We start from the raw sequence: 24,796 nt of genomic DNA on the forward strand, positions 1-24,796 counted from the left end.
AAAATGAAGAAAGTATTGGTAACAGGTGCTACGGGCTTTCTAGGTAAGTATGTTGTTGAAGAGCTCAGTCAGTCGGGCTATCAGGTACGCGCTTTTGGACGCAATCGCAAGATGGGTCAGTCTTTAGAAACTTCTACTGTGGCATTTTTTCAGGGAGATTTGACCAAACAAGAGGACTTAGCTCAGGCTTGTCAAGAGATGGACATGGTTGTGCATGCGGGTGCTCTTTCTACCGTTTGGGGACCTTGGGAGGACTTCTACCAGACAAATGTCTTGGGAACCAAGTATGTTCTGGATGCTTGTCGGGAGGCGGGGATTCAGCGTTTGGTTTATGTATCATCGCCGAGCATCTATGCTGCTCCTCGAGATCAGCTAGCTATCAAAGAAAGCGATGCGCCTCAGGAAAATAATCTGAACAACTACATTCGTAGTAAGCTGGCTTCGGAGAAGCTGTTTAAGGATTATCCCGATGTTCCGAGCATTATCTTACGACCTCGTGGGCTTTTGGGGATTGGGGATACCAGTATTTTGCCCCGAGTTCTCAAACTCAGTCAGAAGATTGGTATTCCCTTGATAGGGGACGGTCGTCAGCTCATGGATATGACCTGTGTGGAAAATGTCGCTCTGGCAATTCGCTTGGCTCTAGAGGCTCCTCAAGCTAGTGGCGAAGTCTATAATATTACCAATGGGGAACCAAGAGCCTTTAAGGATTTGATAGAAGAAACCCTGAGAGGACTGGGCTATCCGATAACATACAGAAAAGTGCCAGCTCCTCTTATTTCAGTTATTGCCAGTAGTTTAGAGTTTCTTTATAAGACCTTGAAACTTAAAGGTGAGCCGCCTCTGACACGCTATACCTATTATTTGCTGCGGTATAGCCAGACGCTGGACATCAGCAAGGCGGAGCTAGACTTGGGGTATCGCCCTCAAATCAGTATTTCGGAAGGGATTGAACAATATGTCCAAGATTATCGAAAGCATTGATTATTTCCCAGCAGGCTACTGTACTAGCTATACAGGTTTGCTATTCAAGGGAGTCAAGAATAAAAAGATGACCTTTCCAGCTGGTGTCTTTCTGATTAAACACAGAGACAAGGGCTATTTGCTATATGATACTGGCTATCACTATGATATTAAGACGAAGCTTCGCTATGGTTTTTATCGTCTAGGAACACCTGTTCAAATGACGGAAAAGGACCAGATTTCATATTTGCTAGAAGCGAAGGGAATCAAACCAGAAGAAATTAACTATGTCCTTCTATCTCATTTACATCCAGATCATCTGGGAGGAGCTAGCTTCTTTCCTCATGCAACCTTTATCCTGACAAAGGAAGTATATGAAGTCTACCAAAAACCCAAGTTGAAAGACTTGATTTTCAAGGAGTTTTTACCAGCTTCTTTTGAGAAAAATCTAACCATTATCAGAGCTGACCAGCAAGTTTCAACTTTTCCCTATCGTCCGATTTGTGATCTTTTCGGAGATGGCAGTATCCTAGTAGCCTCTGTTGACGGGCATGCTAGAGGGCAAGCCTGTCTATATTTTCCAGACCTTAATCTCCTCATTGCAGCAGATCTTTGTTGGGGAATTGACCTTTTGCCTTACACCAAACAGATGCATCTGATTCCTTCCTTGGTTCAAGATAACAAGGTGGACTATATCAAGGGGACAGAGTTTCTGGAGGAAGTCTTAAAGGACAGTATTGAGGTGCTTGTTAGTCATGACCCTGTGGAAAGGATAGAGTCAATCTTATATGAAAAAAATAACCTTTCTTAAAACCTTTATCCAAACTCGTTGGCTTCATAACTTCAAATCTCGAGAGGCTGTAGAGAGCTATCAGAAAAAGCAATTAGCCAACTATATGGATTTTTTAAAGCGAGAGTCTCCCTACTTTAAAAATGGGGTGCCTAGCGACTTTGACCATATGGACAAAGCTTTTATGATGGAACATTTCAACGAACTCAACACCCAAGGAGTGGATCGTGAAGAAGCCTTATCCTTAGCTATTGAAAGTGAGAAAACCCGTGATTTCAGTGAACTTAAAGGCGAAGTAGCAGTCGGTCTGTCTTCAGGGACGTCTGGACATCGGGGGCTCTTTATCACAACAGAGAAAGAGCGAAGTATGTGGGCTGCGGCTATCTTGGCAAAGATGTTGCCCAAGGGGCAGCTTTTTGGACACCGCATCGCCTTTTTCCTGAGAGCTGATAATGAACTCTATCAGACCATCAATACAGCGCTCATTCGTCTAGAGTATTTTGATATTTTCAAACATACAGATGAGCATATCGAGCGACTCAACAACTATCAACCAACGATTATTGTGGCGCCAGCCTCGATGTTGATTGAATTGAGCAAGCGTCTCAAGGATGGAGAGTTAGCTATTTACCCACAAAAAATCGTTTCGGTGGCGGAAATCTTGGAAGATAGTGATAGGGGACGGATCGCAGAAGCCTTTTCACTATCCATCATTGACCAAGTTTATCAGGCGACAGAAGGTTTCCTAGCCTGCACTTGCTCAGCTGGCAATCTACATCTCAACGAAGACATTATCTTTGTGGAAAAGCAGTATCTAGATGACCGCCGTTTTTATCCAGTGATTACGGATTTTAAGCGAAGTAGTCAGCCTGTTTATCGCTACCAGCTCAATGATATCTTGGTTGAAAATCCGGAGCCTTGTCCCTGTGGCTCCTACTATACACGGATTGACAAGGTCGAAGGACGTTCTGATGATATCTTCTACTTTGAAGGGCAGAATGGGGGGCAGGTAACGATCTATCCAGACTTTATCAGGCGTTGTATCCTCTTTGTGGAGAATGTAGGAGATTATCAAGTTAAGCAACATTCCGAGAAATTAGTGGAAGTTTGTCTAAGCCGACGAGATGAGGACGTAGAGACAGCAATTTTAGCACAGTTCCAACTCTTGGCCCAGCAAAAAGAGTTCATAGTTCCTCAAATCCAATTTTCAGATTATCACTGGGATACTAGCCGTAAACTCAAACGTATCCAACGTTTATGAAAGGAAGAAAGACAATGACAGAAGTAAAAAGACATGTAGAAATCGCAGGTTATGGCATTTGCCTTCCAAAGCATACAGTTCAATTTAAAGACCAGACCCGTTATCGTGTAGTTGAAAATGAAGAAACACAACTCGACTTGGCAGAAGGAGCTATCCACCGTGCACTTGAACATGCAAATTTGGATATTAAAGATATCGATTGCCTTGTATCAGCTAGTGCAGTTGGTGTTCAGCCTATTCCTTGTACGGCTGCCTTGATTCATGAGCGCGTGGCAAAAGGACTCTCAATTCCAGCAATGGACATCAATACAACTTGTACCAGCTTTATTTCTGCTTTATCGACTATGTCCCACTTGATTGAGGCGGGCGAATACAATCGTGTCTTGATTGTGTCTAGTGAGGTTGGTAGTTTAGGGCTCAATCCCAAGCAAAAAGAAAGTTTTGAACTCTTTAGTGATGGGGCAGCAGCCTTTATTTTCCAAAAAAGTCATCAGGAAAAAGGGGTCATTGCTAGTCTCCAACGTACTTGGTCAGAAGGGGCTCACGATACGGAGATTCGTGGAGGTCTGACTTCTTTTCAACCAAAAGAGTACTCTGAAGCGACGAAGACCAACTATATGTTTGACATGAAGGGGAAGAAAATCCTCCTCTTGTCTGCTCGTAAAATTCCAGTCATGTTTGAAGAGTTTCAAGAAAAAACACAGCTAGCCTTGGCAGACGTGGACTATATCATTCCTCACCAAGCCAGTCGTGCTCTTCCTTTGGTCATGGAAAAACTAGGTGTGGCCGAGGATCAGTATCTCAATCTCGTCACTGACTATGGAAATATGGTGTCAGTCTCTGTACCGTTTGGCCTGGCTTATTCTTTGGAGCATGGACTTATCAAGGAGGGAGATGTCGTCTACCTTATGGGGACTGCAGCTGGTATGACGGTCAATATGTTGGCTCTGAAATTGTAATAATCATCTAAACACGGAACGACTGGAACTTGAGCAAAGGTAAACGGTTGCCATCTACCCCTGAACTGAGGTATACTAGTAGAAAGATTAGTTTATCAAGCGGTGAGGGAGAATGTTAGAAAAGGAAGGGGATGTATGACAGCTAGAAAAATGCAGCTACTCATGTCCAAATATGGTTTCAGTATTACCATCATGTTGGCAGAGTTGTTTATCGTCTTTGGTTTATTTCTCTATCTAGGGCAAATGGCTCCAATTGTCTGGATTATCCTAGTCATTTTAGTGAGCCTAGCGACCATTGTATCGATTGTCAATCGGTCTATGAATCCTGAAAGTAAGGTAACATGGCTGTTAGTAGCCTTTGTACCAGTGTTTGGTCCCTTACTCTATATCATGTTTGGAGAGCGTCGTTTATCTAAAAAGGAAATGAGGCAGCTAAAGCAACTCCAATCAATGGTTGACAGAGAGGACAATAGCAGAGCTCTCCGTTTGGAGTTAAAAGAGCAGGACAAGTCGGCTTACGGCGTTATCAAATCTCTCCTCAGCATGGACACGAATGCCGATGTCTATGATCGAACGGATACACAATTTTTTGCATCTGGTGAAAGTATGTGGCATCAGATGCTAGAGGATCTCAAGAAAGCTGAGAAGTTTATCTTTCTCGAATACTATATCATCGAAGAAGGTTTGATGTGGAATAGTATTTTGGAGATTTTGGAAGAAAAGGCCGCTCAAGGAGTAGAGGTGAAGCTTCTCTATGATGATATTGGTTGTATGGCAACCTTGCCTGGAGATTACACCATCCAGCTTCGTGGTCGAGGGATTGAAGCTCACAAATTTAACAAGGTGATTCCGCGTTTGACCGTTGCTTATAACAACCGTGACCACCGTAAAATCATGATTATCGATGGTCAAATTGCCTATACAGGTGGTATTAATCTGGCAGATGAGTATATCAACCATATCGAACGCTTTGGTTACTGGAAGGATAGCGGTATTCGCCTAGATGGATCGGCAGTTAAGGCTTTTACTAGGCTCTTTTTATCCACCTGGTATATCAACCGTGGGGAAATTAGCGACTTTGACCAATACCATCTCGAAAATCAACCCAAAGATGGGATGGGGCTCTGTATTCCCTATAGTAGTGGACCAAAACCCATCTACCGAGCTCAAGTTGGAAAAACGGTCTATCAAAACCTTATCAATCAATCCACAGACTATGTTTATATCACGACTCCCTATCTGATCGCTGACTATGATCTAACTGAAAGTATCAAAAATGCGGCTCTGAGAGGGGTAGATGTGCGAATTGTGACGCCTTGTATCCCAGATAAGAAGGTTATTCAGTTAGTTACTCGAGGAGCCTACCCAGACTTGTTATCTGCGGGGGTTCGTATTTATGAGTACAGTCCGGGATTCCTTCATAGCAAGCAAATGCTTGTCGATGGAGAGGCAGCTACTGTGGGAACCATCAATTTTGACTATCGGAGTTTGCTTCACCACTATGAAAATGCCGTCTTGCTTTATAGGACGCAGTCCATCATCGATATTGAAAGGGACTTCGAAGGGATTTTTAAAGTTTCTCAAGAAATTTATCCCCACACCATCAAAACAAGCTGGTATCAAAGCCTGATCAAGGAAATTGTCCAGTTGTTTGCGCCTATGCTCTAACTATCCATCAAGATCTAGCCCAAGGCTGGATCTTATTTTTGTCTTCTTACGAATAGATAAGTAAAGGAGAAAACCATGCTTAATCTAGAAGATGATGATTTTATCAGAGAGTATAGTAATAGTCGATTCCACCGTTTTCGTGAAATCGAACGCTTTGCGCTATTGGATAAGAAATTCAGCAAATATCAATCCCAAGCTGACATTCCTGTAAGATTTTGATATACTAAAACAGATAAACTTAGAGGAGAAATTGAATGAATGTATACGGGAAAATAGATGAGAAACAAGAAGAATCTCATTACCAAGACTGGTCCGTTCCAGAAAAGCGAGAAGGAGCTCCGATTCCCTTTTTTAGTATCTTGCTTTGGAGTTTAGTGGCTACAGCTATTTCTGTGGTTATCCCCCTTATTTTTGGTTTAGTAAGCCCGCAACAAACTCAGGATCTTTATACTGGTTGGGCCTTGCATCAAAATGGTCAAATGTATACCGATTATTTTGGGACGGAGGGATTGCTCTATTACCTGCTTGCCTATCTTTCACAAGGCAGTATTCTGATTGCTTTGGTTGAGTGGTTGGCCTTATTTGGAGCAGGTGTTTTTCTTTTTAAATCTGCGGATACTCTTACAGGCCGTGTAGAAGAAGCCAAGCAGCTTGTGTTTGTGTTTAATCTGTTGGTAGCAGGTCTCGCTTTTGGTGGTGGCTATGCTCTCTTGCTAGCCTTGCCTTTCCTATTTTATTCATTGAGTATCGTTACAAATTATCTAGCTTTTCCAAAGGATGACAAAGGATTTTTACGTGTTGGTATGAGCCTTGCACTTGCTTTCTTCCTTGCGCCAATCCCAACAGCCTTATTTGCAACTGCACTAGCCTTGGGAATTATCGGCTTTAACTTAGGCAAAGGTCGCTTTGTTCATGGTTTATATCAATTTTTTGCGTCAGCCTTAGGGTTCTCACTCTTATTCTATCCTTTAGGCTACTATACAGTATTAACAGGTAGTTTTGGGGATGCCATTAGCCAGACCTTGTATCCGGTAAATACTCTTAGCCTCTTTTCAAATGTGCATTTGCTTGAAAATGCAGCCTTCTACGGCTTACTTGCCATTGGGTTAGGTTCCCTTACTTTGCTCTTTTCTGGTTTGTTCCAGTCAAAACCAGCTAAGCAGTATTCCCTATCAATTGCTGCTAGTTTGGGCTTATTACTTTCTTTGGGACTCTTGATTTTCTCAAAAGAACCTGTCAACGGTACTCATCTCGTTGCTCTCCTTCCTTTCTTGACTTTGCTCCTTCTGACAGGGATCAAAGAAAATGTTTCTGATGGAGGCAGTCCTCGTAGAAGAAGACGTGAGAAAAAAGCCTCTTTCCTCAAAGGAAATTTCTATCTACCACTGATTGCCCTTGTCTACCTCATCGTTCTCCCTATCGTGAGTCGCTACCTTTCGCATCCGGTGACTTATCAGGAGAGAGAGCGACTTGCTAGCGTAGTCAAACAACAAACGAGTTCTGAAGATCGTGTCTATGCATGGGATAATCGTCCTGATTTCTATCGTACAAGCGAACGCTTGGCACCGACCTCTCTAGCTACACCAACACTTTATACTGCAAGCGATGAAAATAAAACCAAACTGATGAATGATCTGAAAGAGAATCAACCGAAGATGATTGTGGTCAATCAAAAAGTTGCCTTGTGGTCAGATGTAGAGAGCTGGCTCAGTGAAAACTATGAGCTTGTTCAGACAGATACTAGCGAGTTTAAGCTTTATAAATTCAAATAACAAAAATCAATATCTTGTGGAATTTTAAAAATTTTAGGATTTTTAACACAAGATATTGATTTTTATTTTTAGAGTGGTATAATACTTCATAGAACAACATTTTAGAAAAGAGCATGGATATGATTGTATTAGAAGAAAAGCTTGCAACCGTTCCCACCTTGTTCGTTGAAAAACGAGATGGTAGACGTGTAGTATTTGATGTAGACAAGATTGACAAGGCTCTCCACAAGGCGGCGGAAAAGGTTATGGACGTTACGCCTCTAGTAGAAAAACGCCTAAATGGTCTAGTTGAAAGAATCGTTACCGAAATTCACAGTCGTTTCCCTAAAGGTGTGAAGATTTATGAGATTCAAAATATCGTAGAACATGAACTTCTCGAAGCCAAAGAATATGCCTTGGCTGAAGAGTATATCACCTATCGGACACAAAGGGATTTTGAGCGCTCAAAAGCGACAGATATCAACTTTAGCATTCATAAACTTCTCAATAAAGATCAAGCAGTTGTCAATGAAAATGCCAATAAAGACAGCGATGTCTTCAACACTCAACGTGATTTGACAGCGGGGATTGTGGGGAAATCAATCGGACTGCAAATGCTTCCTAAGCACGTAGCCAATGCTCACCAAAAAGGGGATATCCACTATCATGATTTGGACTATAGTCCCTATACACCTATGACCAACTGCTGTTTGATTGATTTTAAAGGCATGTTGGAAAATGGCTTTAAAATTGGTAATGCAGAGGTAGAGAGCCCCAAGTCTATCCAGACTGCGACAGCTCAGATTTCACAAATCATCGCCAACGTTGCTTCTAGCCAGTACGGGGGCTGCTCAGCTGACCGTATCGATGAAGTCTTGGCACCTTATGCAGAGAAGAATTACCAGAAGCACCTCAAGGATGCGGAAGAGTGGGTACTACCTGATAAACGGGAAGATTATGCTTGGAAGAAAACGCAAAAAGACATCTACGATGCCATGCAATCTCTCGAGTATGAAATCAATACCCTCTTCACTTCAAATGGCCAAACACCTTTTACTTCGCTAGGTTTTGGTCTAGGAACCAATCGTTTTGAGCGTGAAATTCAAAAAGCTATCTTAACCATTCGTATCAAGGGGCTTGGCTCAGAACACCGCACAGCCATCTTCCCTAAACTCATCTTTACGCTTAAAAGAGGCCTTAACTTGGAAGAAGGGACTCCAAACTACGACATCAAACAGTTGGCTCTTGAGTGTGCAACCAAGCGGATGTACCCAGATGTCTTGTCCTATGATAAGATTATCGAGCTGACAGGCTCCTTTAAGGTTCCTATGGGCTGCCGTTCTTTCCTTCAAGGATGGAAGGATGAGAATGGCGTAGAAGTCAATTCTGGTCGGATGAATCTAGGTGTTGTGACGGTCAACCTTCCTCGCATTGCCCTTGAGTCTGAGGGCGACATGAATAAGTTCTGGGAAATCTTCAACGAGCGGATGAACATCGCAGAAGATGCTCTAGTTTACCGTGTTGAACGGACCAAGGAAGCAACACCAGCAAACGCCCCTATTCTCTATCAGTACGGAGCCTTCGGACGCCGTCTTGGAAAAGACGAGAGCGTTGATCAGCTCTTTAAGAATCGTCGTGCGACAGTTTCATTGGGCTACATCGGTTTGTACGAAGTGGCTACAGTCTTCTTTGGAAATAGCTGGGAACACAATCCAGAAGCCAAGGAATTCACGCTGGATATCATTCGCGATATGAAACGTCGGGTAGAAGAGTGGTCTGACCAATATGGCTATCATTTCTCTATCTACTCAACACCGTCTGAAAGCTTGACAGATCGCTTCTGTCGCTTGGATACAGAAAAGTTCGGTTCTATTCCTGATATCACAGATAAGGAATACTACACCAACTCTTTCCACTACGATGTTCGTAAAAATCCAACGCCGTTTGAAAAATTGGACTTTGAGAAGGCTTATCCAGAAGCAGGTGCAACAGGTGGTTTCATCCACTACTGTGAGTATCCAGTTCTCCAACAAAATCCTAAGGCACTGGAAGCCGTCTGGGACTACGCCTATGATCGTGTAGGCTATCTAGGGACCAATACTCCGATTGATCATTGTTATAAGTGTGACTTTGAAGGGGATTTTGAACCGACAGAGAGGGGGTTTGCTTGTCCAAACTGTGGGAATAGCGACCCTAAAACAGTAGATGTAGTCAAACGAACTTGTGGCTATCTAGGTAACCCTCAGGCTCGTCCGATGGTCAATGGGCGTCATAAGGAAATCGCTGCGCGTGTGAAACATATGAATGGTTCAACCATTAAGACACCTGGACATAAAGTAACAAACTAGAAAGAGACGGAATGGGGAAATACCAATTAGATGATAAGGGACGCGCTCAAGTGACCCGTTATCACGAGAAACACTCTAAAGGTGGAACAGGCAAAAAAGAACGCTTGCTCAATCTTAGAGAACAGTTTTTAAACAAGAACAAGAAAAAAGAAAAGTGAGAGTCAGCTCTCGCTTTTCTCTTAATTGGAGGTGAAAATGATACTACGCAGGCCAACATTGGCAGATAAAGAAACAGTTTTAGAGATGATGGCAGAGTTTGAACAGACTCAATCAGCCCACGATGGTGGGTTTTGGAACGCCAACAATTTTGTTTATGAAGAGTGGCTAGAAGATAATCTTCAAGCGGAAGCGGGACTCAATATTCCTGAAAACTGGGTTCCTGCTATCCAGCTGGTTAGTTTTGACGTAGCAGGCCAGGCTCTTGGCTTTCTCAACCTTCGTCTCCGATTAAATGACTACTTACTAGAAAATGGGGGCCATATTGGCTACTCCATTCGTCCATCTGAAAGAGGCAAAGGTTATGCGAAAGAATCACTCAGACAAGGCCTGCAAGTTGCCAAGGAAAAGAACATCAAAAAAGCGCTTGTGACCTGTAGTGCGGAAAACCCAGCTAGTAGAGCGGTGATTGTGGCAAATGATGGGGCGTTTGAGGGTGTTCGCAATGGCGTAGAACGTTACTGGATAGATTTGGAGTAGAAGGATGACATGGAATACACCAAAACCAGGTGAATGGAAAAGTGAGGAACTTAGTAAAGGGCGAATCATTGACTACAAGGCCTTTAACTTTGTGGATGGAGAAGGCGTGCGCAACTCCCTCTATGTCGCAGGCTGTATGTTCCACTGCGAGGGGTGCTATAATGTTGCGACTTGGTCTTTCAACGCAGGCATTCCCTATACGCCAGAGTTAGAAGAACAGATCATGGAAGACCTTGCCCAGCCCTATGTTCAAGGCTTGACCTTGCTAGGAGGAGAGCCCTTTCTTAATACGGGCATTCTCTTACCACTCGTTAAACGCATTCGAAAGGAATTGCCAGACAAAGACATCTGGTCATGGACCGGCTACACTTGGGAGGAAATGATGCTGGAGACTCCAGATAAACTGGAACTCTTATCATTGATTGACATCCTTGTCGATGGACGGTATGACAAAAGCAAGCGCAATCTTATGCTCCAGTTTCGAGGGTCTTCTAATCAACGAATTATCGATGTGCAAAAATCCCTCAAAAGTGGTCAAGTAGTGATTTGGGACAAGCTCAATGACGGAAAAGAAAGCTATGAACAGGTGAAGAGAGAATGAAGAAAAAAGACTTAATAGACCAACTGGTCTCAGAGATCGAAACTGGAAAAGTCAAAACACTGGGGATCTACGGTCACGGAGCGTCAGGTAAGTCTACCTTTGCTCAAGAATTGTTTCAAGCCCTAGATGCTGAAAAAGTAAACCTACTAGAAACAGACCCCTATATCACCTCAGAACGTCACCTGGTAGTACCAAAGCAAGCACTTGATCAAAAGGTGACAGCTTGTTTGCCAGTGGCGCATGAACTGGCAAGTTTGCAGAGAGATATTCTCGCCTTGCAGGCAGGTATGGATGTCTTGACAATCGATGAACCGTGGAAGGCTAGTGAGGTCTTGTCTGGAGCCAAACCGATTCTGATTGTTGAAGGGATGTCTGTGGGTTTTCTACCCGAGAAACTCTTTGACAAAACCATCTGTTTCTACACGGATGAAGAAACAGAGTTAAAGAGGCGCCTAGCTCGAGATACGACTATGAGAAATCGCGATGCTTCCTTTGTATTAGCTAGCCATCAGACGAGACGGGAGCAGTATCTGCAATACTATAGAGAAACCGAGTCAAGGGCGGACATTCTAGTGGATCAATCAGACGATAAATTCAATGTCAAGATGACGCATATTATATAGAAGAAAAGATTGATTTTTATAGACGTAAATCAGTAATCATAGGAAGATGAAATAGGAAAACAGTTTCATCCTAAAAAAACGAAAAAAAGCTCACAAATCCCTTGCAATCGCAGGGGCTTTGTGTTATTCTATTATGGTGCTGTAAATTACAGCTTTAGCTGTGATGCAAGAGGTTGCGACACGCTCGGTTGCATTGCCACGCAACGCGCGTCGGTTTTCTTGTGGAGCTAGCCTATTATCTTAAATAGACGAAAAGGAGAAAAAGATGGCAAACAAAAAAATCCGTATCCGTTTGAAAGCTTACGAACACCGTACGCTTGACACAGCGGCTGCAAAAATCGTAGAATCAGCTACTCGTACAGGTGCACAAGTTGCGGGTCCAATCCCACTTCCAACTGAACGTAGCCTCTACACAATCATTCGTGCGACTCACAAATACAAAGACTCTCGCGAACAATTTGAAATGCGTACACACAAACGTTTGATCGATATCGTTAACCCAACTCAAAAAACAGTTGATGCGTTGATGAAATTGGATCTTCCAAGTGGTGTAAACGTAGAAATCAAACTTTAATCTAAAATATAAAAGAGCAAAAGCTAGTGTTTCAATTTAATTGAACACGGGCTAAACTCGGTGTGAAAAAGATAAACTTTCTAGCGTCTGTTAGACGCTGTGTCAGTTTCCTATTTTCACTTTGAGTTTGATGCCCTTTGTATCTTAGGCTTGAGCATAAAAAACGCTCGTTAAAAACTTTTTGAATAAAAAATATAGAAAAGGAACTATTTTCTCATGACAAAAGGAATCTTAGGGAAAAAAGTGGGAATGACTCAAATCTTCACTGAAGCTGGCGAATTGATCCCTGTGACAGTTATTGAAGCAACTCCAAACGTTGTTCTTCAAGTTAAAACTGTAGAAACAGACGGATACAACGCTATTCAAGTTGGTTTTGATGACAAACGCGAAGTATTGAGCAACAAACCTGCTAAAGGACATGTAGCGAAAGCTAACACGGCTCCTAAGCGCTTCATTCGTGAATTCAAAAACGTTGAAGGCTTGGAAGTTGGTGCTGAAATCACAGTTGAAACATTCGCAGCTGGAGACGTTGTTGACGTAACTGGTACTTCTAAAGGTAAAGGTTTCCAAGGTGTTATCAAACGCCACGGACAATCACGTGGACCAATGGCTCACGGTTCTCGTTACCACCGTCGTCCAGGTTCTATGGGACCTGTTGCACCTAACCGCGTGTTCAAAGGTAAAAACCTTGCAGGACGTATGGGTGGCGACCGCGTGACAATTCAAAACCTTGAAGTTGTACGAGTTGTTCCAGAAAAGAACGTTATCCTTATCAAAGGTAACGTACCAGGTGCTAAGAAATCTCTTATCACTATCAAGTCAGCAGTTAAAGCTGGTAAATAATAAGGAAAGGGGAATACAGTCAAAATGGCAAATGTAACATTATTCGACCAAACTGGTAAACAAGCTGGCGAAGTTGTTCTTAACGATGCAATCTTTGGTATTGAACCAAACCAATCTGTTGTGTTTGATGTGATCATCAGCCAACGTGCTAGCCTTCGTCAAGGAACTCACGCAGTCAAAAATCGCTCAGCTGTTTCAGGTGGCGGACGCAAACCATGGCGTCAAAAAGGAACTGGACGTGCTCGTCAAGGTTCTATCCGCTCTCCACAATGGCGTGGTGGTGGAACTGTCTTCGGACCAACTCCACGTAGCTATGCGTACAAACTTCCTCAAAAAGTTCGTCGCCTTGCGCTTAAATCTGTTTACTCAGAAAAAGTTGCTGAAAACAAATTTGTAGCCGTTGATTCTCTTGAATTTACAGCTCCAAAAACTGCTGAATTTGCAAAAGTTCTTGCAGCTTTGAGCATCGATTCTAAAGTCCTTGTTATTCTTGAAGAAGGAAACGAATTCGCAGCTCTTTCAGCTCGTAACCTTCCAAACGTGAAAGTTGCGACCGCTACAACTGCAAGTGTTCTTGACATCGCAAATAGTGACAAACTTCTTGTTACTCAAGCAGCTATCTCTAAAATCGAGGAGGTTCTTGCATAATGAATTTGTATGATGTTATCAAAAAACCTGTTATCACTGAAAGCTCAATGGCTCAACTTGAAGCAGGAAAGTATGTATTTGAAGTTGACACTCGTGCACACAAACTTTTGATTAAGCAAGCTGTTGAAGCTGCTTTTGAAGGTGTTAAAGTTGCAAATGTCAACACAATCAACGTAAAACCTAAAGCTAAACGTGTTGGACGTTACACTGGTTTTACTAACAAAACTAAAAAAGCTATCATCACTCTTACAGCTGATTCAAAAGCAATCGAGTTGTTTGCTGCTGAAGCTGAATAATCTAAGGAGGAAATATCGTGGGAATTCGTGTTTATAAACCAACAACAAACGGTCGCCGTAATATGACTTCTTTGGATTTCGCTGAAATCACAACAAGCACTCCTGAAAAATCATTGCTTGTTGCTTTGAAGAACAAGGCTGGTCGTAACAACAACGGTCGTATCACTGTTCGTCACCAAGGTGGTGGGCACAAACGCTTCTACCGTTTAGTTGACTTCAAACGCAACAAAGACAACGTTGAAGCAGTTGTTAAAACAATCGAGTACGATCCAAACCGTTCTGCAAACATCGCTCTTGTACACTATACAGACGGTGTGAAAGCATACATCATCGCTCCAAAAGGTCTTGAAGTTGGTCAACGTATCGTTTCAGGCCCAGAAGCAGATATCAAAGTCGGAAACGCTCTTCCACTTGCTAACATCCCAGTTGGTACTTTGATCCACAACATCGAGTTGAAACCAGGTCGTGGTGGAGAATTGGTCCGTGCAGCTGGAGCTTCTGCTCAAGTATTGGGTCAAGAAGGTAAATACGTTCTTGTTCGTCTTCAATCTGGCGAAGTTCGTATGATTCTTGGAACTTGTCGTGCTACAGTTGGTGTTGTCGGAAACGAACAACATGGACTTGTAAACCTTGGTAAAGCAGGACGTAGCCGTTGGAAAGGTATCCGCCCAACAGTTCGTGGTTCTGTAATGAACCCTAACGATCACCCACACGGTGGTGGTGAAGGTAAAGCACCAGTTGGTCGTAAAGCGCCATCTACTCCATGGGGCAAACCTGCTCTTGGTCTTAAAACTCGTAACAAGAAAGCGAAATCTGACAAACTTATCGTTCGTCGTCGCAACGAGAAATAATAGTAAACTAGTCGCTTAAGCAACTAGGAAATTCCGCCAGCTCGGTAGCGCTCCATGTGAGCGCAAGCCGCTGTGGTACAATATTTAAAGGAGAATACATAAAAATGGGACGCAGTCTTAAAAAAGGACCTTTCGTCGATGAGCATTTGATGAAAAAAGTTGAAGCTCAAGCTAACGACGAAAAGAAAAAAGTTATCAAAACTTGGTCACGTCGTTCAACGATCTTCCCAAGTTTCATTGGTTACACTATTGCAGTTTATGACGGACGTAAACACGTACCTGTTTACATCCAAGAAGACATGGTAGGTCACAAACTTGGTGAATTTGCACCAACACGTACTTACAAAGGTCACGCTGCAGACGACAAGAAAACACGTAGAAAATAAGGAGAACATAAATGGCAGAAATTACTTCAGCTAAAGCAATGGCTCGTACAGTACGTGTTTCACCTCGTAAATCACGTCTTGTTCTTGACAATATTCGTGGTAAAAGCGTAGCCGACGCTATTGCAATCTTGACATTCACTCCAAACAAAGCTGCTGAAATCATCTTGAAAGTTTTGAATTCAGCTGTAGCTAACGCTGAAAACAACTTTGGTTTGGATAAAGCTAACTTGGTAGTATCTGAAGCATTCGCAAACGAAGGACCAACTATGAAACGTTTCCGTCCACGTGCGAAAGGTTCAGCTTCACCAATCAACAAACGTACAGCTCACATCACTGTAGCTGTTGCAGAAAAATAAGGAGGTAACATCGTGGGTCAAAAAGTACATCCAATTGGTATGCGTGTCGGCATCATCCGTGATTGGGATGCCAAATGGTATGCTGAAAAAGAATACGCGGATTACCTTCATGAAGATCTTGCAATCCGTAAATTCGTTCAAAAAGAACTTGCTGACGCAGCAGTTTCAACTATCGAAATCGAACGCGCAGTGAACAAAGTTAACGTTTCACTTCACACTGCTAAACCAGGTATGGTTATCGGTAAAGGTGGCGCTAACGTTGATGCACTCCGTGCAAAACTTAACAAATTGACTGGAAAACAAGTACACATCAACATCATCGAAATCAAACAACCTGATTTGGATGCTCACCTTGTAGGTGAAGGAATTGCTCGTCAATTGGAGCAACGTGTTGCTTTCCGTCGTGCACAAAAACAAGCAATCCAACGCGCAATGCGTGCTGGAGCTAAAGGAATCAAAACTCAAGTATCAGGTCGTTTGAACGGTGCAGATATTGCCCGTGCTGAAGGATACTCAGAAGGAACTGTTCCACTCCACACACTTCGTGCAGATATCGATTACGCTTGGGAAGAAGCAGATACTACATACGGTAAACTTGGTGTTAAAGTATGGATCTACCGTGGTGAAGTTCTTCCAGCTCGTAAAAACACTAAAGGAGGTAAATAACCAATGTTAGTACCTAAACGTGTTAAACACCGTCGTGAATTCCGTGGAAAAATGCGCGGTGAAGCAAAAGGTGGAAAAGAAGTAGCATTCGGTGAATACGGTCTTCAAGCTACAACTAGCCACTGGATCACTAACCGCCAAATCGAAGCTGCTCGTATCGCCATGACTCGTTACATGAAACGTGGTGGTAAAGTTTGGATTAAAATCTTCCCACACAAATCATACACTGCTAAAGCTATCGGTGTGCGTATGGGATCTGGTAAAGGGGCACCTGAAGGTTGGGTAGCACCAGTTAAACGTGGTAAAGTGATGTTCGAAATCGCTGGTGTATCTGAAGAGATTGCACGTGAAGCGCTTCGTCTTGCTAGCCACAAATTGCCAGTTAAAACTAAATTCGTAAAACGTGAAGCAGAATAAGGAGAAGGCATGAAACTTAATGAAGTAAAAGAATTTGTTAAAGAACTTCGTGGTCTTTCTCAAGAAGAACTCGCGAAGCGCGAAAACGAATTGAAAAAAGAATTGTTTGAACTTCGTTTCCAAGCTGCTACTGGTCAATTGGAACAAACAGCTCGCTTGAAAGAAGTTAAAAAACAAATCGCTCGTATCAAAACAGTTCAATCTGAAGCGAAATAATAGACTAGGGAAGGAGAAATTTCAATGGAACGCAATAATCGTAAAGTTCTTGTTGGACGTGTTGTATCTGACAAAATGGACAAGACAATCACAGTTGTAGTTGAAACAAAACGTAACCACCCAGTCTATGGTAAACGTATTAACTACTCTAAAAAATACAAAGCACATGATGAAAACAATGTTGCCAAAGAAGGCGATATCGTACGTATCATGGAAACTCGCCCGCTTTCAGCTACAAAACGTTTCCGTCTTGTAGAAGTTGTTGAAGAAGCGGTTATCATCTAATCAAGCCTGAAAGGAGAAAACTGAAATGATTCAAACAGAAACTCGTTTGAAAGTCGCAGACAACAGCGGTGCGCGCGAAATCTTGACTATCAAAGTTCTTGGTGGTTCTAAACGTAAATTTGCGAACATCGGTGATGTCATTGTGGCATCTGTAAAACAAGCTACTCCTGGTGGTGCGGTTAAAAAAGGTGACGTTGTAAAAGCTGTTATCGTTCGTACTAAATCAGGTGCTCGTCGCGCTGATGGTTCATACATCAAGTTTGACGAAAATGCAGCTGTTATCATCCGTGATGACAAAACTCCTCGCGGAACACGTATCTTTGGCCCAGTTGCACGTGAATTGCGTGAAGGTGGCTTCATGAAGATCGTGTCACTTGCTCCAGAAGTACTTTAATTTTTAGAAACAAACTAGTCCCCTAGCTTCAAGCTAGGGTGCCCTTGTGGGCGTAAGAAAAATCAAGGAGAAACCTAATGTTTGTAAAAAAAGGCGACAAAGTTCGCGTAATCGCTGGTAAAGATAAGGGAACAGAAGCTGTTGTCCTTACTGCCCTTCCAAAAGTAAACAAAGTTATCGTTGAAGGTGTTAACATCGTTAAGAAACACCAACGTCCAACTAACGAGCTTCCTCAAGGTGGTATCATTGAGAAAGAAGCAGCTATCCACGTATCAAACGTTCAAGTATTGGACAAAAATGGTGTAGCTGGTCGTGTTGGTTACAAATTTGTAGACGGTAAAAAAGTTCGCTACAACAAAAAATCAGGCGAAGTGCTTGATTAATTACGAAGGAAAGGAGAAGTATAATGGCAAATCGTTTAAAAGAAAAATATCTTAATGAAGTAGTTCCTGCTTTGACAGAACAATTCAACTACTCATCAGTGATGGCTGTGCCTAAAGTAGATAAGATCGTTTTGAACATGGGTGTTGGTGAAGCTGTATCAAACGCTAAAAGTCTTGAAAAAGCTGCTGAAGAATTGGCACTTATCTCAGGTCAAAAACCACTTATCACTAAAGCTAAAAAATCAATCGCCGGCTTCCGTCTTCGTGAAGGTGTAGCGATCGGTGCAAAAGTTACCCTTCGTGGGGAACGTATGTACGAATTCTTGGATAAATTGGTTTCAGTTTCACTTCCACGTGTGCGTGACTTCCACGGTGTTCCAACAAAATCATTTGATGGACGCGGAAACTACACTCTTGGTGTGAAAGAACAATTGATCTTCCCAGAAATCAACTTTGATGACGTTGACAAAACTCGTGGTCTTGACATCGTTATCGTAACAACTGCTAACACTGACGAAGAGTCACGTGCATTGCTTACAGGCCTTGGAATGCCTTTTGCAAAATAATATAGGAGGTAAATCTAATGGCTAAAAAATCAATGATTGCTAAGAACAAACGTCCAGCGAAGTTCTCTACTCAAGCTTATACTCGTTGTGAAAAATGTGGTCGCCCACATTCAGTTTACCGCAAATTTAAACTTTGCCGTGTTTGCTTCCGTGAATTAGCTTACAAAGGACAAATTCCTGGTGTAACAAAAGCATCTTGGTAATATCATGATACAAAGAGCGTAACAACCACAGCAAAAATAGGAAATTTGGTGAAGGAGCGATGCTCCAAAACAAATTTATCTTTTTTGCCCAGGTTGTAGCTCGTGTTCAAATAAGAGTTCTCTCATTTGAATGTGTCAATACTATCTGAGCCCAGCTCAATCATTAACTAGCAAGTGCAACTTGCAAACTACTAGTAAGAGGAGAAAAACAAAATGGTTATGACTGACCCAATCGCAGACTTCCTAACTCGCATTCGTAACGCTAACCAAGCGAAACACGAAGTACTTGAAGTACCTGCATCAAACATCAAAAAAGGGATTGCTGAAATCCTTAAACGCGAAGGTTTTGTAAAAAACGTTGAAATCATCGAAGATGACAAACAAGGCATCATCCGTGTATTCCTTAAATACGGACCAAACGGTGAAAAAGTTATCACTAACTTGAAACGCGTTTCTAAACCAGGACTTCGTGTCTACAAAAAACGTGAAGATCTTCCAAAAGTACTTAACGGACTTGGAATTGCTATCCTTTCAACTTCTGAAGGTTTGCTTACTGATAAAGAAGCTCGTCAAAAGAACGTTGGTGGAGAAGTTATCGCTTACGTTTGGTAATATTTAGCTCCCAATTTCTTTGTGACTCTTCGTTATCGTCTCTTGCCTAACCCAAAGTTATGCCTGCGAGACGATGCCTAGACTCACTTTGAAATTGAAACCTAAATGTTCCTTTAAATCGAGAAATCGATTTAACCCCGTGAAAACTGGCCGTCAAGGCCTGACAATTTAACAGGAGAAAATAAACATGTCACGTATTGGTAATAAAGTTATCGTGTTGCCTGCTGGTGTTGAAGTCACTAACAATGACAACGTAGTAACTGTAAAAGGACCTAAAGGAGAACTTACTCGTAAGTTCTCAAAAGATATTGAAATTCGCGTGGAAGGTACTGAAGTAACTCTTCACCGTCCAAACGATTCAAAAGAAATGAAAACTATCCACGGAACTACTCGTGCCCTTTTGAATAACATGGTAATTGGTGTATCAGAAGGATTTAAGAAAGAACTTGAAATGCGTGGGGTTGGTTACCGTGCACAACTTCAAGGATCAAAACTTGTTTTGGCTGTTGGTAAATCTCATCCAGATGAAGTTGAAGCTCCAGAAGGAATTACTTTTGAACTTCCAAACCCAACAACAATTGTTGTTAGCGGAATTTCAAAAGAAGTGGTTGGGCAAACAGCTGCTTACGTACGTAGCCTTCGTTCACCAGAACCTTACAAAGGTAAAGGTATTCGTTACGTTGGAGAGTACGTTCGTCTTAAAGAAGGTAAAACAGGTAAATAATGTTGAGTGGTTGATTTTCAACCACCAACCTATTTTCCAACTTTGTGCATAGCACGCGATTTAAAACTAAAGAGGTGAAAACTGTGATTTCTAAACCAGATAAAAATAAACTCCGTCAAAAACGCCACCGTCGCGTTCGCGGAAAACTCTCTGGAACTGCTGATCGCCCACGTTTGAACGTATTCCGTTCTAATACAGGCATCTACGCTCAAGTGATTGATGACGTAGCGGGTGTAACGCTCGCAAGTGCTTCAACTCTTGACAAAGAAGTTTCAAAAGGAACTAAAACTGAACAAGCCGTTGCTGTCGGTAAACTCGTTGCAGAACGTGCAAACGCTAAAGGTATTTCAGAAGTGGTGTTCGACCGCGGTGGATATCTATATCACGGACGTGTGAAAGCTTTGGCTGATGCAGCTCGTGAAAACGGATTGAAATTCTAATAGGAGGACACTAGAAAATGGCATTTAAAGACAATGCAGTTGAATTAGAAGAACGCGTAGTTGCTGTCAACCGTGTTACAAAAGTTGTTAAAGGTGGACGTCGTCTTCGTTTCGCAGCTCTTGTTGTTGTCGGTGACCACAACGGTCGTGTAGGATTTGGTACAGGTAAAGCTCAAGAAGTTCCAGAAGCAATCCGCAAAGCAGTAGAAGATGCTAAGAAAAACTTGATTGAAGTTCCTATGGTTGGAACAACAATCCCACACGAAGTTCTTTCAGAATTCGGTGGAGCTAAAGTATTGTTGAAACCTGCTGTAGAAGGTTCTGGAGTTGCCGCTGGTGGTGCAGTTCGTGCCGTTGTGGAATTGGCAGGTGTGGCAGATATTACATCTAAATCACTTGGCTCTAACACTCCAATCAACATTGTTCGCGCAACTGTTGAAGGTTTGAAACAATTGAAACGCGCTGAAGAAGTTGCTGCCCTTCGTGGTATCTCAGTTTCTGATTTGGCATAAGAAAGGGGATAAAATGGCTCAAATTAAAATTACTTTGACTAAGTCTCCAATCGGACGCATTCCATCACAACGTAAAACTGTTGTAGCACTTGGACTTGGCAAATTGAACAGCTCTGTTATCAAAGAAGACAACGCTGCTATCCGTGGTATGATCACTGCAGTATCTCACTTGGTAACAGTTGAAGAAGTAAACTAATGAATTTTTAGGGGATGTGGCAATACTCATCCCCTAAAACTAGATATAGTCATCTAAGATGACGAATGTATAGGCGAGTTGATAAGGGAGACAACCTTTTCTCTCTTATCGGCGCTAGCATTTTACAAAAGAGGAGAAAATAATAATGAAACTTCATGAATTGAAACCTGCAGAAGGTTCTCGTAAAGTACGTAACCGTGTTGGTCGTGGTACTTCATCAGGTAACGGTAAAACATCTGGTCGCGGTCAAAAAGGTCAAAAAGCTCGTAGCGGTGGCGGAGTTCGCCTTGGTTTTGAAGGTGGACAAACTCCATTGTTCCGTCGTCTTCCAAAACGTGGATTCACTAACATCAACGCTAAAGAATACGCAATTGTAAACCTTGACCAATTGAACGTCTTTGAAGATGGTGCTGAAGTGACTCCAGTTGTGCTTATCGAAGCAGGAATTGTGAAAGCTGAAAAATCAGGCGTTAAAATTCTTGGTAACGGTGAATTGACTAAGAAATTGACTGTGAAAGCAGCTAAATTCTCTAAATCAGCTGAGGAAGCTATCACTGCTAAAGGTGGTTCTGTAGAAGTCATCTAAGAGAGGTGACCCATGTTTTTTAAATTATTAAAAGAAGCTCTCAAGGTTAAACAAGTTCGATCAAAAATTCTCTTTACAATTTTTATCATTCTTGTTTTCCGTATTGGGACAAGTATTACTGTTCCAGGGGTGAATGCAAAAAGTTTAGAAGCTCTTAGTGGTTTATCTTTCTTAAACATGCTTAGTCTTGTTTCAGGGAATGCCATGAAGAACTTCTCCGTTTTTGCACTTGGTGTAAGTCCGTACATCACTGCTTCTATCGTTGTTCAATTGCTACAAATGGATATTTTACCGAAGTTTGTAGAATGGGGAAAACAAGGGGAAGTAGGACGGAGAAAACTAAACCAGGCTACTCGTTATATTGCACTGGTACTTGCATTTGTTCAATCTATCGGGATTACAGCAGGGTTTAATACTCTATCTGGAGCGAAATTATTAACGACAGATTTAACTCCACAAGTCTTTGTTACCATTGGGATCATCCTAACAGCAGGTAGTATGATTGTAACTTGGCTTGGGGAACAAATTACAGATAAAGGATATGGTAACGGTGTTTCCATGATCATCTTTGCAGGTATTGTCGCTTCAATTCCTGAGATGATTAAGGGGATCTATGTTGACTACTTTGTCAATATTCCAAGTAGCCGATTGACTTCATCTATTATCTTTGTTGTTATTTTGATTATCGCTGTCTTGTTGATTGTTTACTTTACAACATATGTTCAACAGGCAGAATATAAAATCCCAATCCAATATACAAAAGTTGCTCAAGGAGCCCCATCAAGTTCATACCTCCCTTTGAAGGTAAACCCAGCAGGGGTTATCCCAGTTATCTTTGCAAGTTCAATTACAGCAGCACCTGCAGCTATCCTTCAATTTTTGAGTGCTACAGGTCATGATTGGGCTTGGGTACGTACGGCACAGGAAATGTTATCTACAACATCTCCAACAGGTGTTGCTATGTATGCCTTGTTAATCATTCTCTTTACATTCTTCTATACATTTGTACAGATCAATCCAGAGAAGGCAGCAGAAAACTTGCAAAAGAGTGGAGCCTACATTCATGGGGTCCGTCCTGGTAAAGGGACAGAAGAATACATGTCGAAACTTCTTCGTCGTCTTGCTACTGTCGGCTCTCTCTTCCTAGGTGTTATTTCTATCTTACCTATCGTAGCTAAAGATGTATTTGGCCTTTCAGAAGTTGTTGCTTTTGGGGGAACAAGTCTACTAATCATTATCTCGACAGGTATTGAAGGAATTAAACAATTGGAAGGGTATCTATTGAAACGTAAGTATGTTGGTTTCTTAGACACAACAGAATAGTTGTAATAGGAAATAAAATTGACTATTGCTCAGAGAGTGGAGTGTAAAAATCGAAGACTTTGTCAGATTTTTATCTCCTCTCTTCTATTTTGTTTTTAAATAGGGGTTGAAATAGATTTCTGCTTCTATTTAAATACAAAATAAGGAGATCCTATCATGAATCTTTTGATTATGGGCTTACCTGGAGCAGGTAAGGGAACGCAAGCAGCTAAAATTGTGGAGAAATTCCATGTTGCACATATCTCAACAGGCGATATGTTCCGTGCTGCAATGGCAAATCAAACTGAAATGGGTGTACTCGCAAAGTCATATATTGACAAAGGTGAGTTGGTCCCAGACGAAGTTACAAATGGTATTGTTAAAGAACGCCTTTCACAGGACGATATCAAAGAAACAGGTTTCTTGTTAGATGGTTACCCACGTACGATTGAACAAGCTCATGCCTTGGATGAAACATTGGCTGAACTTGGTATTGAACTTGAAGGAGTAATCAACATCGAAGTGAATCCAGATTGTCTCTTGGAACGCTTGAGTGGCCGTATCATTCACCGCAAAACAGGTGAAACTTTCCACAAAGTTTTCAATCCACCAGTTGACTACAAAGAAGAGGATTACTACCAACGTGAAGATGATAAACCTGAGACAGTTAAGCGTCGTTTGGATGTGAATATTGCACAAGGTGAACCAATCATTGCCCACTATCGTGCTAAAGGTTTAGTTCATGATATCGAAGGAAATCAAGATATCAATGATGTGTTCAAAGACATCGAAAAAGTATTGACAAATTTGAAATAAAGCGTTTTTCATACTTGCAAAAAATCGCGACAAATGTTATACTGAGATAGTCTGACTTATAATTGTTGCCTCTGTGTCTTGAGGCATCGAATCGAAATTTATGGAGGTGCTTTTGCGTGGCAAAAGACGATGTGATTGAAGTTGAAGGCAAAGTAGTCGATACAATGCCGAACGCAATGTTTACGGTTGAACTTGAAAATGGACATCAGATTTTAGCAACAGTTTCTGGTAAAATTCGTAAAAACTATATTCGTATTTTAGCGGGAGATCGTGTTACTGTCGAGATGAGTCCATATGACTTGACACGTGGACGTATCACTTACCGCTTTAAATAATCGAAAAACTTGGAGGGATAAGAAATGAAAGTAAGACCATCGGTCAAACCAATTTGCGAATACTGTAAAGTAATTCGTCGTAATGGTCGTGTTATGGTAATTTGCCCAGCAAATCCAAAACACAAACAACGTCAAGGATAAGATAGAAAGGAGAAAACATGGCTCGTATTGCTGGAGTTGACATTCCAAATGACAAACGCGTAGTAATCTCATTGACTTACGTTTATGGTATCGGACTTTCAACATCTAAGAAAATTTTGGCTGCTGCTGGAATCTCAGAAGATGTTCGTGTACGTGACCTTACATCAGATCAAGAAGATGCTATCCGTCGTGAAGTGGATGCAATCAAAGTTGAAGGTGACCTTCGTCGTGAAGTAAACTTGAACATTAAACGTTTGATGGAAATCGGTTCATACCGTGGTATTCGTCACCGTCGTGGACTTCCTGTCCGTGGACAAAACACTAAAAACAACGCTCGCACTCGTAAAGGTAAAGCTGTTGCGATTGCTGGTAAGAAAAAATAATATAG

The 24,796-nt window shown here is 41.9% G+C and carries 38 protein-coding genes; all 38 read left to right on the top strand.

Annotated elements, in window-relative coordinates; all coding sequences use genetic code 11:
- The first annotated feature begins 3 nt into the window (after positions 1–3).
- The 38 genes from PG086_RS00895 to rpsM all read left to right on the top strand — a co-directional run bounded on the left by PG086_RS00895 (position 4) and on the right by rpsM (position 24,791).
- Complete coding sequence (locus PG086_RS00895; protein ID WP_270747264.1) at positions 4–984, top strand: NAD-dependent epimerase/dehydratase family protein; 981 nt, start codon at positions 4–6, stop codon at positions 982–984.
- A complete protein-coding gene (locus PG086_RS00900; RefSeq protein WP_270747266.1) occupies positions 959–1,774 on the top strand; it encodes an MBL fold metallo-hydrolase in 816 nt (271 codons plus the stop codon). The genes PG086_RS00895 and PG086_RS00900 overlap by 26 nt, the downstream gene beginning before the upstream one ends.
- Positions 1,752–3,014, top strand: coding sequence for a F390 synthetase-related protein (locus PG086_RS00905; RefSeq protein ID WP_270747269.1), 1,263 nt, complete (start codon positions 1,752–1,754; stop codon positions 3,012–3,014). Before PG086_RS00900 ends, PG086_RS00905 begins: the two co-directional genes overlap by 23 nt.
- 14 nt (positions 3,015–3,028) lie before the next feature.
- Entirely contained in the window at positions 3,029–3,973 is a 945-nt protein-coding gene (locus tag PG086_RS00910) for a 3-oxoacyl-[acyl-carrier-protein] synthase III C-terminal domain-containing protein (protein ID WP_270747271.1), read from the top strand.
- Between the two features lie 135 nt (positions 3,974–4,108).
- On the top strand, positions 4,109–5,641 hold the full coding sequence (gene cls, locus PG086_RS00915) for a cardiolipin synthase (protein ID WP_270747272.1): 1,533 nt from the start codon (positions 4,109–4,111) through the stop codon (positions 5,639–5,641).
- 75 nt (positions 5,642–5,716) lie between these two features.
- On the top strand, positions 5,717–5,860 hold the full coding sequence (locus tag PG086_RS00920; RefSeq protein ID WP_164497043.1) for a hypothetical protein: 144 nt from the start codon (positions 5,717–5,719) through the stop codon (positions 5,858–5,860).
- Between the two features lie 35 nt (positions 5,861–5,895).
- A complete protein-coding gene (locus PG086_RS00925; RefSeq protein ID WP_270747273.1) occupies positions 5,896–7,413 on the top strand; it encodes a damage-inducible protein CinA in 1,518 nt (505 codons plus the stop codon).
- Between the two features lie 119 nt (positions 7,414–7,532).
- Positions 7,533–9,740: an anaerobic ribonucleoside-triphosphate reductase gene (gene nrdD / locus PG086_RS00930; RefSeq protein WP_247945099.1), complete on the top strand. Its 2,208-nt coding sequence runs from the start codon at positions 7,533–7,535 to the stop codon at positions 9,738–9,740.
- A gap of 11 nt (positions 9,741–9,751) precedes the next feature.
- Positions 9,752–9,898, top strand: coding sequence for a hypothetical protein (locus PG086_RS00935; RefSeq protein WP_061598879.1), 147 nt, complete (start codon positions 9,752–9,754; stop codon positions 9,896–9,898).
- A gap of 37 nt (positions 9,899–9,935) precedes the next feature.
- Positions 9,936–10,436, top strand: coding sequence for a GNAT family N-acetyltransferase (locus PG086_RS00940; RefSeq protein WP_096421595.1), 501 nt, complete (start codon positions 9,936–9,938; stop codon positions 10,434–10,436).
- Positions 10,437–10,440: 4 nt separating this feature from the next.
- A complete protein-coding gene (nrdG, locus tag PG086_RS00945; RefSeq protein ID WP_096421597.1) occupies positions 10,441–11,037 on the top strand; it encodes an anaerobic ribonucleoside-triphosphate reductase activating protein in 597 nt (198 codons plus the stop codon).
- Complete coding sequence (locus PG086_RS00950; RefSeq protein WP_270747279.1) at positions 11,034–11,660, top strand: uridine kinase family protein; 627 nt, start codon at positions 11,034–11,036, stop codon at positions 11,658–11,660. The genes nrdG and PG086_RS00950 overlap by 4 nt, the downstream gene beginning before the upstream one ends.
- A 265-nt stretch (positions 11,661–11,925) precedes the next feature.
- Positions 11,926–12,234, top strand: a complete 309-nt coding sequence (gene rpsJ, locus PG086_RS00955) for a 30S ribosomal protein S10 (RefSeq protein ID WP_001284513.1) — start codon at positions 11,926–11,928, stop codon at positions 12,232–12,234.
- A 216-nt stretch (positions 12,235–12,450) separates the two neighbouring features.
- Entirely contained in the window at positions 12,451–13,077 is a 627-nt protein-coding gene (gene rplC, locus PG086_RS00960; protein ID WP_270747280.1) for a 50S ribosomal protein L3, read from the top strand.
- 24 nt (positions 13,078–13,101) lie between these two features.
- Entirely contained in the window at positions 13,102–13,725 is a 624-nt protein-coding gene (gene rplD, locus PG086_RS00965; protein ID WP_000024550.1) for a 50S ribosomal protein L4, read from the top strand.
- Positions 13,725–14,021: a 50S ribosomal protein L23 gene (locus PG086_RS00970; protein WP_001055347.1), complete on the top strand. Its 297-nt coding sequence runs from the start codon at positions 13,725–13,727 to the stop codon at positions 14,019–14,021. The genes rplD and PG086_RS00970 overlap by 1 nt, the downstream gene beginning before the upstream one ends.
- Positions 14,022–14,038: 17 nt before the next feature.
- The gene (gene rplB, locus PG086_RS00975) at positions 14,039–14,872 is read left to right on the top strand and encodes a 50S ribosomal protein L2 (protein ID WP_000512905.1); all 834 of its coding nucleotides are present in this window, start codon (positions 14,039–14,041) and stop codon (positions 14,870–14,872) included.
- A 104-nt stretch (positions 14,873–14,976) separates the two neighbouring features.
- Positions 14,977–15,258 carry a 30S ribosomal protein S19 gene (gene rpsS / locus PG086_RS00980; RefSeq protein ID WP_000533766.1) on the top strand — a complete coding sequence of 94 codons (282 nt, stop codon included), beginning with the start codon at positions 14,977–14,979 and terminating at the stop codon, positions 15,256–15,258.
- 11 nt (positions 15,259–15,269) lie between these two features.
- Entirely contained in the window at positions 15,270–15,614 is a 345-nt protein-coding gene (gene rplV / locus PG086_RS00985; RefSeq protein ID WP_000818137.1) for a 50S ribosomal protein L22, read from the top strand.
- A gap of 12 nt (positions 15,615–15,626) precedes the next feature.
- Positions 15,627–16,280, top strand: coding sequence for a 30S ribosomal protein S3 (rpsC, locus tag PG086_RS00990; protein ID WP_000529936.1), 654 nt, complete (start codon positions 15,627–15,629; stop codon positions 16,278–16,280).
- 3 nt (positions 16,281–16,283) lie between these two features.
- Positions 16,284–16,697, top strand: a complete 414-nt coding sequence (gene rplP / locus PG086_RS00995) for a 50S ribosomal protein L16 (protein WP_000960947.1) — start codon at positions 16,284–16,286, stop codon at positions 16,695–16,697.
- Positions 16,698–16,706: 9 nt separating this feature from the next.
- A complete protein-coding gene (rpmC, locus tag PG086_RS01000) occupies positions 16,707–16,913 on the top strand; it encodes a 50S ribosomal protein L29 (protein WP_000772918.1) in 207 nt (68 codons plus the stop codon).
- A gap of 24 nt (positions 16,914–16,937) precedes the next feature.
- On the top strand, positions 16,938–17,198 hold the full coding sequence (gene rpsQ / locus PG086_RS01005; protein WP_000440801.1) for a 30S ribosomal protein S17: 261 nt from the start codon (positions 16,938–16,940) through the stop codon (positions 17,196–17,198).
- Positions 17,199–17,223: 25 nt separating this feature from the next.
- Entirely contained in the window at positions 17,224–17,592 is a 369-nt protein-coding gene (gene rplN / locus PG086_RS01010; RefSeq protein ID WP_000616547.1) for a 50S ribosomal protein L14, read from the top strand.
- Positions 17,593–17,669: 77 nt separating this feature from the next.
- Positions 17,670–17,975, top strand: a complete 306-nt coding sequence (rplX, locus tag PG086_RS01015; RefSeq protein ID WP_000497691.1) for a 50S ribosomal protein L24 — start codon at positions 17,670–17,672, stop codon at positions 17,973–17,975.
- A 23-nt stretch (positions 17,976–17,998) separates the two neighbouring features.
- A complete protein-coding gene (gene rplE, locus PG086_RS01020) occupies positions 17,999–18,541 on the top strand; it encodes a 50S ribosomal protein L5 (protein ID WP_000013542.1) in 543 nt (180 codons plus the stop codon).
- Positions 18,542–18,558: 17 nt separating this feature from the next.
- The gene (locus tag PG086_RS01025; protein WP_001085697.1) at positions 18,559–18,744 is read left to right on the top strand and encodes a type Z 30S ribosomal protein S14; all 186 of its coding nucleotides are present in this window, start codon (positions 18,559–18,561) and stop codon (positions 18,742–18,744) included.
- Positions 18,745–18,957: 213 nt separating this feature from the next.
- On the top strand, positions 18,958–19,356 hold the full coding sequence (gene rpsH / locus PG086_RS01030) for a 30S ribosomal protein S8 (RefSeq protein WP_000245504.1): 399 nt from the start codon (positions 18,958–18,960) through the stop codon (positions 19,354–19,356).
- Between the two features lie 187 nt (positions 19,357–19,543).
- Complete coding sequence (rplF, locus tag PG086_RS01035) at positions 19,544–20,080, top strand: 50S ribosomal protein L6 (protein WP_000086642.1); 537 nt, start codon at positions 19,544–19,546, stop codon at positions 20,078–20,080.
- A gap of 83 nt (positions 20,081–20,163) precedes the next feature.
- Positions 20,164–20,520 (top strand): 50S ribosomal protein L18, encoded by a 357-nt coding sequence (gene rplR / locus PG086_RS01040; protein WP_000624044.1) that lies wholly within the window; start codon positions 20,164–20,166, stop codon positions 20,518–20,520.
- Positions 20,521–20,537: 17 nt separating this feature from the next.
- Positions 20,538–21,032: a 30S ribosomal protein S5 gene (gene rpsE / locus PG086_RS01045; protein ID WP_000874204.1), complete on the top strand. Its 495-nt coding sequence runs from the start codon at positions 20,538–20,540 to the stop codon at positions 21,030–21,032.
- Between the two features lie 13 nt (positions 21,033–21,045).
- Positions 21,046–21,228 carry a 50S ribosomal protein L30 gene (gene rpmD, locus PG086_RS01050; protein ID WP_000057241.1) on the top strand — a complete coding sequence of 61 codons (183 nt, stop codon included), beginning with the start codon at positions 21,046–21,048 and terminating at the stop codon, positions 21,226–21,228.
- Positions 21,229–21,373: 145 nt separating this feature from the next.
- Positions 21,374–21,814: a 50S ribosomal protein L15 gene (gene rplO / locus PG086_RS01055; protein ID WP_000766089.1), complete on the top strand. Its 441-nt coding sequence runs from the start codon at positions 21,374–21,376 to the stop codon at positions 21,812–21,814.
- 12 nt (positions 21,815–21,826) lie between these two features.
- Positions 21,827–23,137, top strand: coding sequence for a preprotein translocase subunit SecY (gene secY, locus PG086_RS01060; RefSeq protein ID WP_000465390.1), 1,311 nt, complete (start codon positions 21,827–21,829; stop codon positions 23,135–23,137).
- A gap of 156 nt (positions 23,138–23,293) precedes the next feature.
- Complete coding sequence (locus PG086_RS01065) at positions 23,294–23,932, top strand: adenylate kinase (protein WP_001050426.1); 639 nt, start codon at positions 23,294–23,296, stop codon at positions 23,930–23,932.
- A gap of 116 nt (positions 23,933–24,048) precedes the next feature.
- Entirely contained in the window at positions 24,049–24,267 is a 219-nt protein-coding gene (gene infA / locus PG086_RS01070; protein WP_001029883.1) for a translation initiation factor IF-1, read from the top strand.
- Positions 24,268–24,291: 24 nt separating this feature from the next.
- The gene (gene rpmJ / locus PG086_RS01075) at positions 24,292–24,408 is read left to right on the top strand and encodes a 50S ribosomal protein L36 (RefSeq protein WP_001808836.1); all 117 of its coding nucleotides are present in this window, start codon (positions 24,292–24,294) and stop codon (positions 24,406–24,408) included.
- Positions 24,409–24,425: 17 nt separating this feature from the next.
- Complete coding sequence (gene rpsM, locus PG086_RS01080; protein WP_000090786.1) at positions 24,426–24,791, top strand: 30S ribosomal protein S13; 366 nt, start codon at positions 24,426–24,428, stop codon at positions 24,789–24,791.
- Positions 24,792–24,796 lie beyond the last annotated feature (5 nt).

Source organism: Streptococcus halitosis (assembly GCF_027691175.1).
GTDB classification, from domain to species: domain Bacteria; phylum Bacillota; class Bacilli; order Lactobacillales; family Streptococcaceae; genus Streptococcus; species Streptococcus halitosis_A.

Coding starts and splice junctions, on each gene's coding strand:
- PG086_RS00895 (WP_270747264.1), top strand. CDS start 4: ATGAAGAAAGTATTGGTAACAGGTGCTACGGGCTTTCTAGGTAAGTAT.
- PG086_RS00900 (WP_270747266.1), top strand. CDS start 959: ATGTCCAAGATTATCGAAAGCATTGATTATTTCCCAGCAGGCTACTGT.
- PG086_RS00905 (WP_270747269.1), top strand. CDS start 1,752: ATGAAAAAAATAACCTTTCTTAAAACCTTTATCCAAACTCGTTGGCTT.
- PG086_RS00910 (WP_270747271.1), top strand. CDS start 3,029: ATGACAGAAGTAAAAAGACATGTAGAAATCGCAGGTTATGGCATTTGC.
- cls (WP_270747272.1), top strand. CDS start 4,109: ATGACAGCTAGAAAAATGCAGCTACTCATGTCCAAATATGGTTTCAGT.
- PG086_RS00920 (WP_164497043.1), top strand. CDS start 5,717: ATGCTTAATCTAGAAGATGATGATTTTATCAGAGAGTATAGTAATAGT.
- PG086_RS00925 (WP_270747273.1), top strand. CDS start 5,896: ATGAATGTATACGGGAAAATAGATGAGAAACAAGAAGAATCTCATTAC.
- nrdD (WP_247945099.1), top strand. CDS start 7,533: ATGATTGTATTAGAAGAAAAGCTTGCAACCGTTCCCACCTTGTTCGTT.
- PG086_RS00935 (WP_061598879.1), top strand. CDS start 9,752: ATGGGGAAATACCAATTAGATGATAAGGGACGCGCTCAAGTGACCCGT.
- PG086_RS00940 (WP_096421595.1), top strand. CDS start 9,936: ATGATACTACGCAGGCCAACATTGGCAGATAAAGAAACAGTTTTAGAG.
- nrdG (WP_096421597.1), top strand. CDS start 10,441: ATGACATGGAATACACCAAAACCAGGTGAATGGAAAAGTGAGGAACTT.
- PG086_RS00950 (WP_270747279.1), top strand. CDS start 11,034: ATGAAGAAAAAAGACTTAATAGACCAACTGGTCTCAGAGATCGAAACT.
- rpsJ (WP_001284513.1), top strand. CDS start 11,926: ATGGCAAACAAAAAAATCCGTATCCGTTTGAAAGCTTACGAACACCGT.
- rplC (WP_270747280.1), top strand. CDS start 12,451: ATGACAAAAGGAATCTTAGGGAAAAAAGTGGGAATGACTCAAATCTTC.
- rplD (WP_000024550.1), top strand. CDS start 13,102: ATGGCAAATGTAACATTATTCGACCAAACTGGTAAACAAGCTGGCGAA.
- PG086_RS00970 (WP_001055347.1), top strand. CDS start 13,725: ATGAATTTGTATGATGTTATCAAAAAACCTGTTATCACTGAAAGCTCA.
- rpsS (WP_000533766.1), top strand. CDS start 14,977: ATGGGACGCAGTCTTAAAAAAGGACCTTTCGTCGATGAGCATTTGATG.
- rplV (WP_000818137.1), top strand. CDS start 15,270: ATGGCAGAAATTACTTCAGCTAAAGCAATGGCTCGTACAGTACGTGTT.
- rplP (WP_000960947.1), top strand. CDS start 16,284: ATGTTAGTACCTAAACGTGTTAAACACCGTCGTGAATTCCGTGGAAAA.
- rpmC (WP_000772918.1), top strand. CDS start 16,707: ATGAAACTTAATGAAGTAAAAGAATTTGTTAAAGAACTTCGTGGTCTT.
- rpsQ (WP_000440801.1), top strand. CDS start 16,938: ATGGAACGCAATAATCGTAAAGTTCTTGTTGGACGTGTTGTATCTGAC.
- rplN (WP_000616547.1), top strand. CDS start 17,224: ATGATTCAAACAGAAACTCGTTTGAAAGTCGCAGACAACAGCGGTGCG.
- rplX (WP_000497691.1), top strand. CDS start 17,670: ATGTTTGTAAAAAAAGGCGACAAAGTTCGCGTAATCGCTGGTAAAGAT.
- rplE (WP_000013542.1), top strand. CDS start 17,999: ATGGCAAATCGTTTAAAAGAAAAATATCTTAATGAAGTAGTTCCTGCT.
- PG086_RS01025 (WP_001085697.1), top strand. CDS start 18,559: ATGGCTAAAAAATCAATGATTGCTAAGAACAAACGTCCAGCGAAGTTC.
- rpsH (WP_000245504.1), top strand. CDS start 18,958: ATGGTTATGACTGACCCAATCGCAGACTTCCTAACTCGCATTCGTAAC.
- rplF (WP_000086642.1), top strand. CDS start 19,544: ATGTCACGTATTGGTAATAAAGTTATCGTGTTGCCTGCTGGTGTTGAA.
- rpsE (WP_000874204.1), top strand. CDS start 20,538: ATGGCATTTAAAGACAATGCAGTTGAATTAGAAGAACGCGTAGTTGCT.
- rpmD (WP_000057241.1), top strand. CDS start 21,046: ATGGCTCAAATTAAAATTACTTTGACTAAGTCTCCAATCGGACGCATT.
- rplO (WP_000766089.1), top strand. CDS start 21,374: ATGAAACTTCATGAATTGAAACCTGCAGAAGGTTCTCGTAAAGTACGT.
- secY (WP_000465390.1), top strand. CDS start 21,827: ATGTTTTTTAAATTATTAAAAGAAGCTCTCAAGGTTAAACAAGTTCGA.
- PG086_RS01065 (WP_001050426.1), top strand. CDS start 23,294: ATGAATCTTTTGATTATGGGCTTACCTGGAGCAGGTAAGGGAACGCAA.
- rpmJ (WP_001808836.1), top strand. CDS start 24,292: ATGAAAGTAAGACCATCGGTCAAACCAATTTGCGAATACTGTAAAGTA.
- rpsM (WP_000090786.1), top strand. CDS start 24,426: ATGGCTCGTATTGCTGGAGTTGACATTCCAAATGACAAACGCGTAGTA.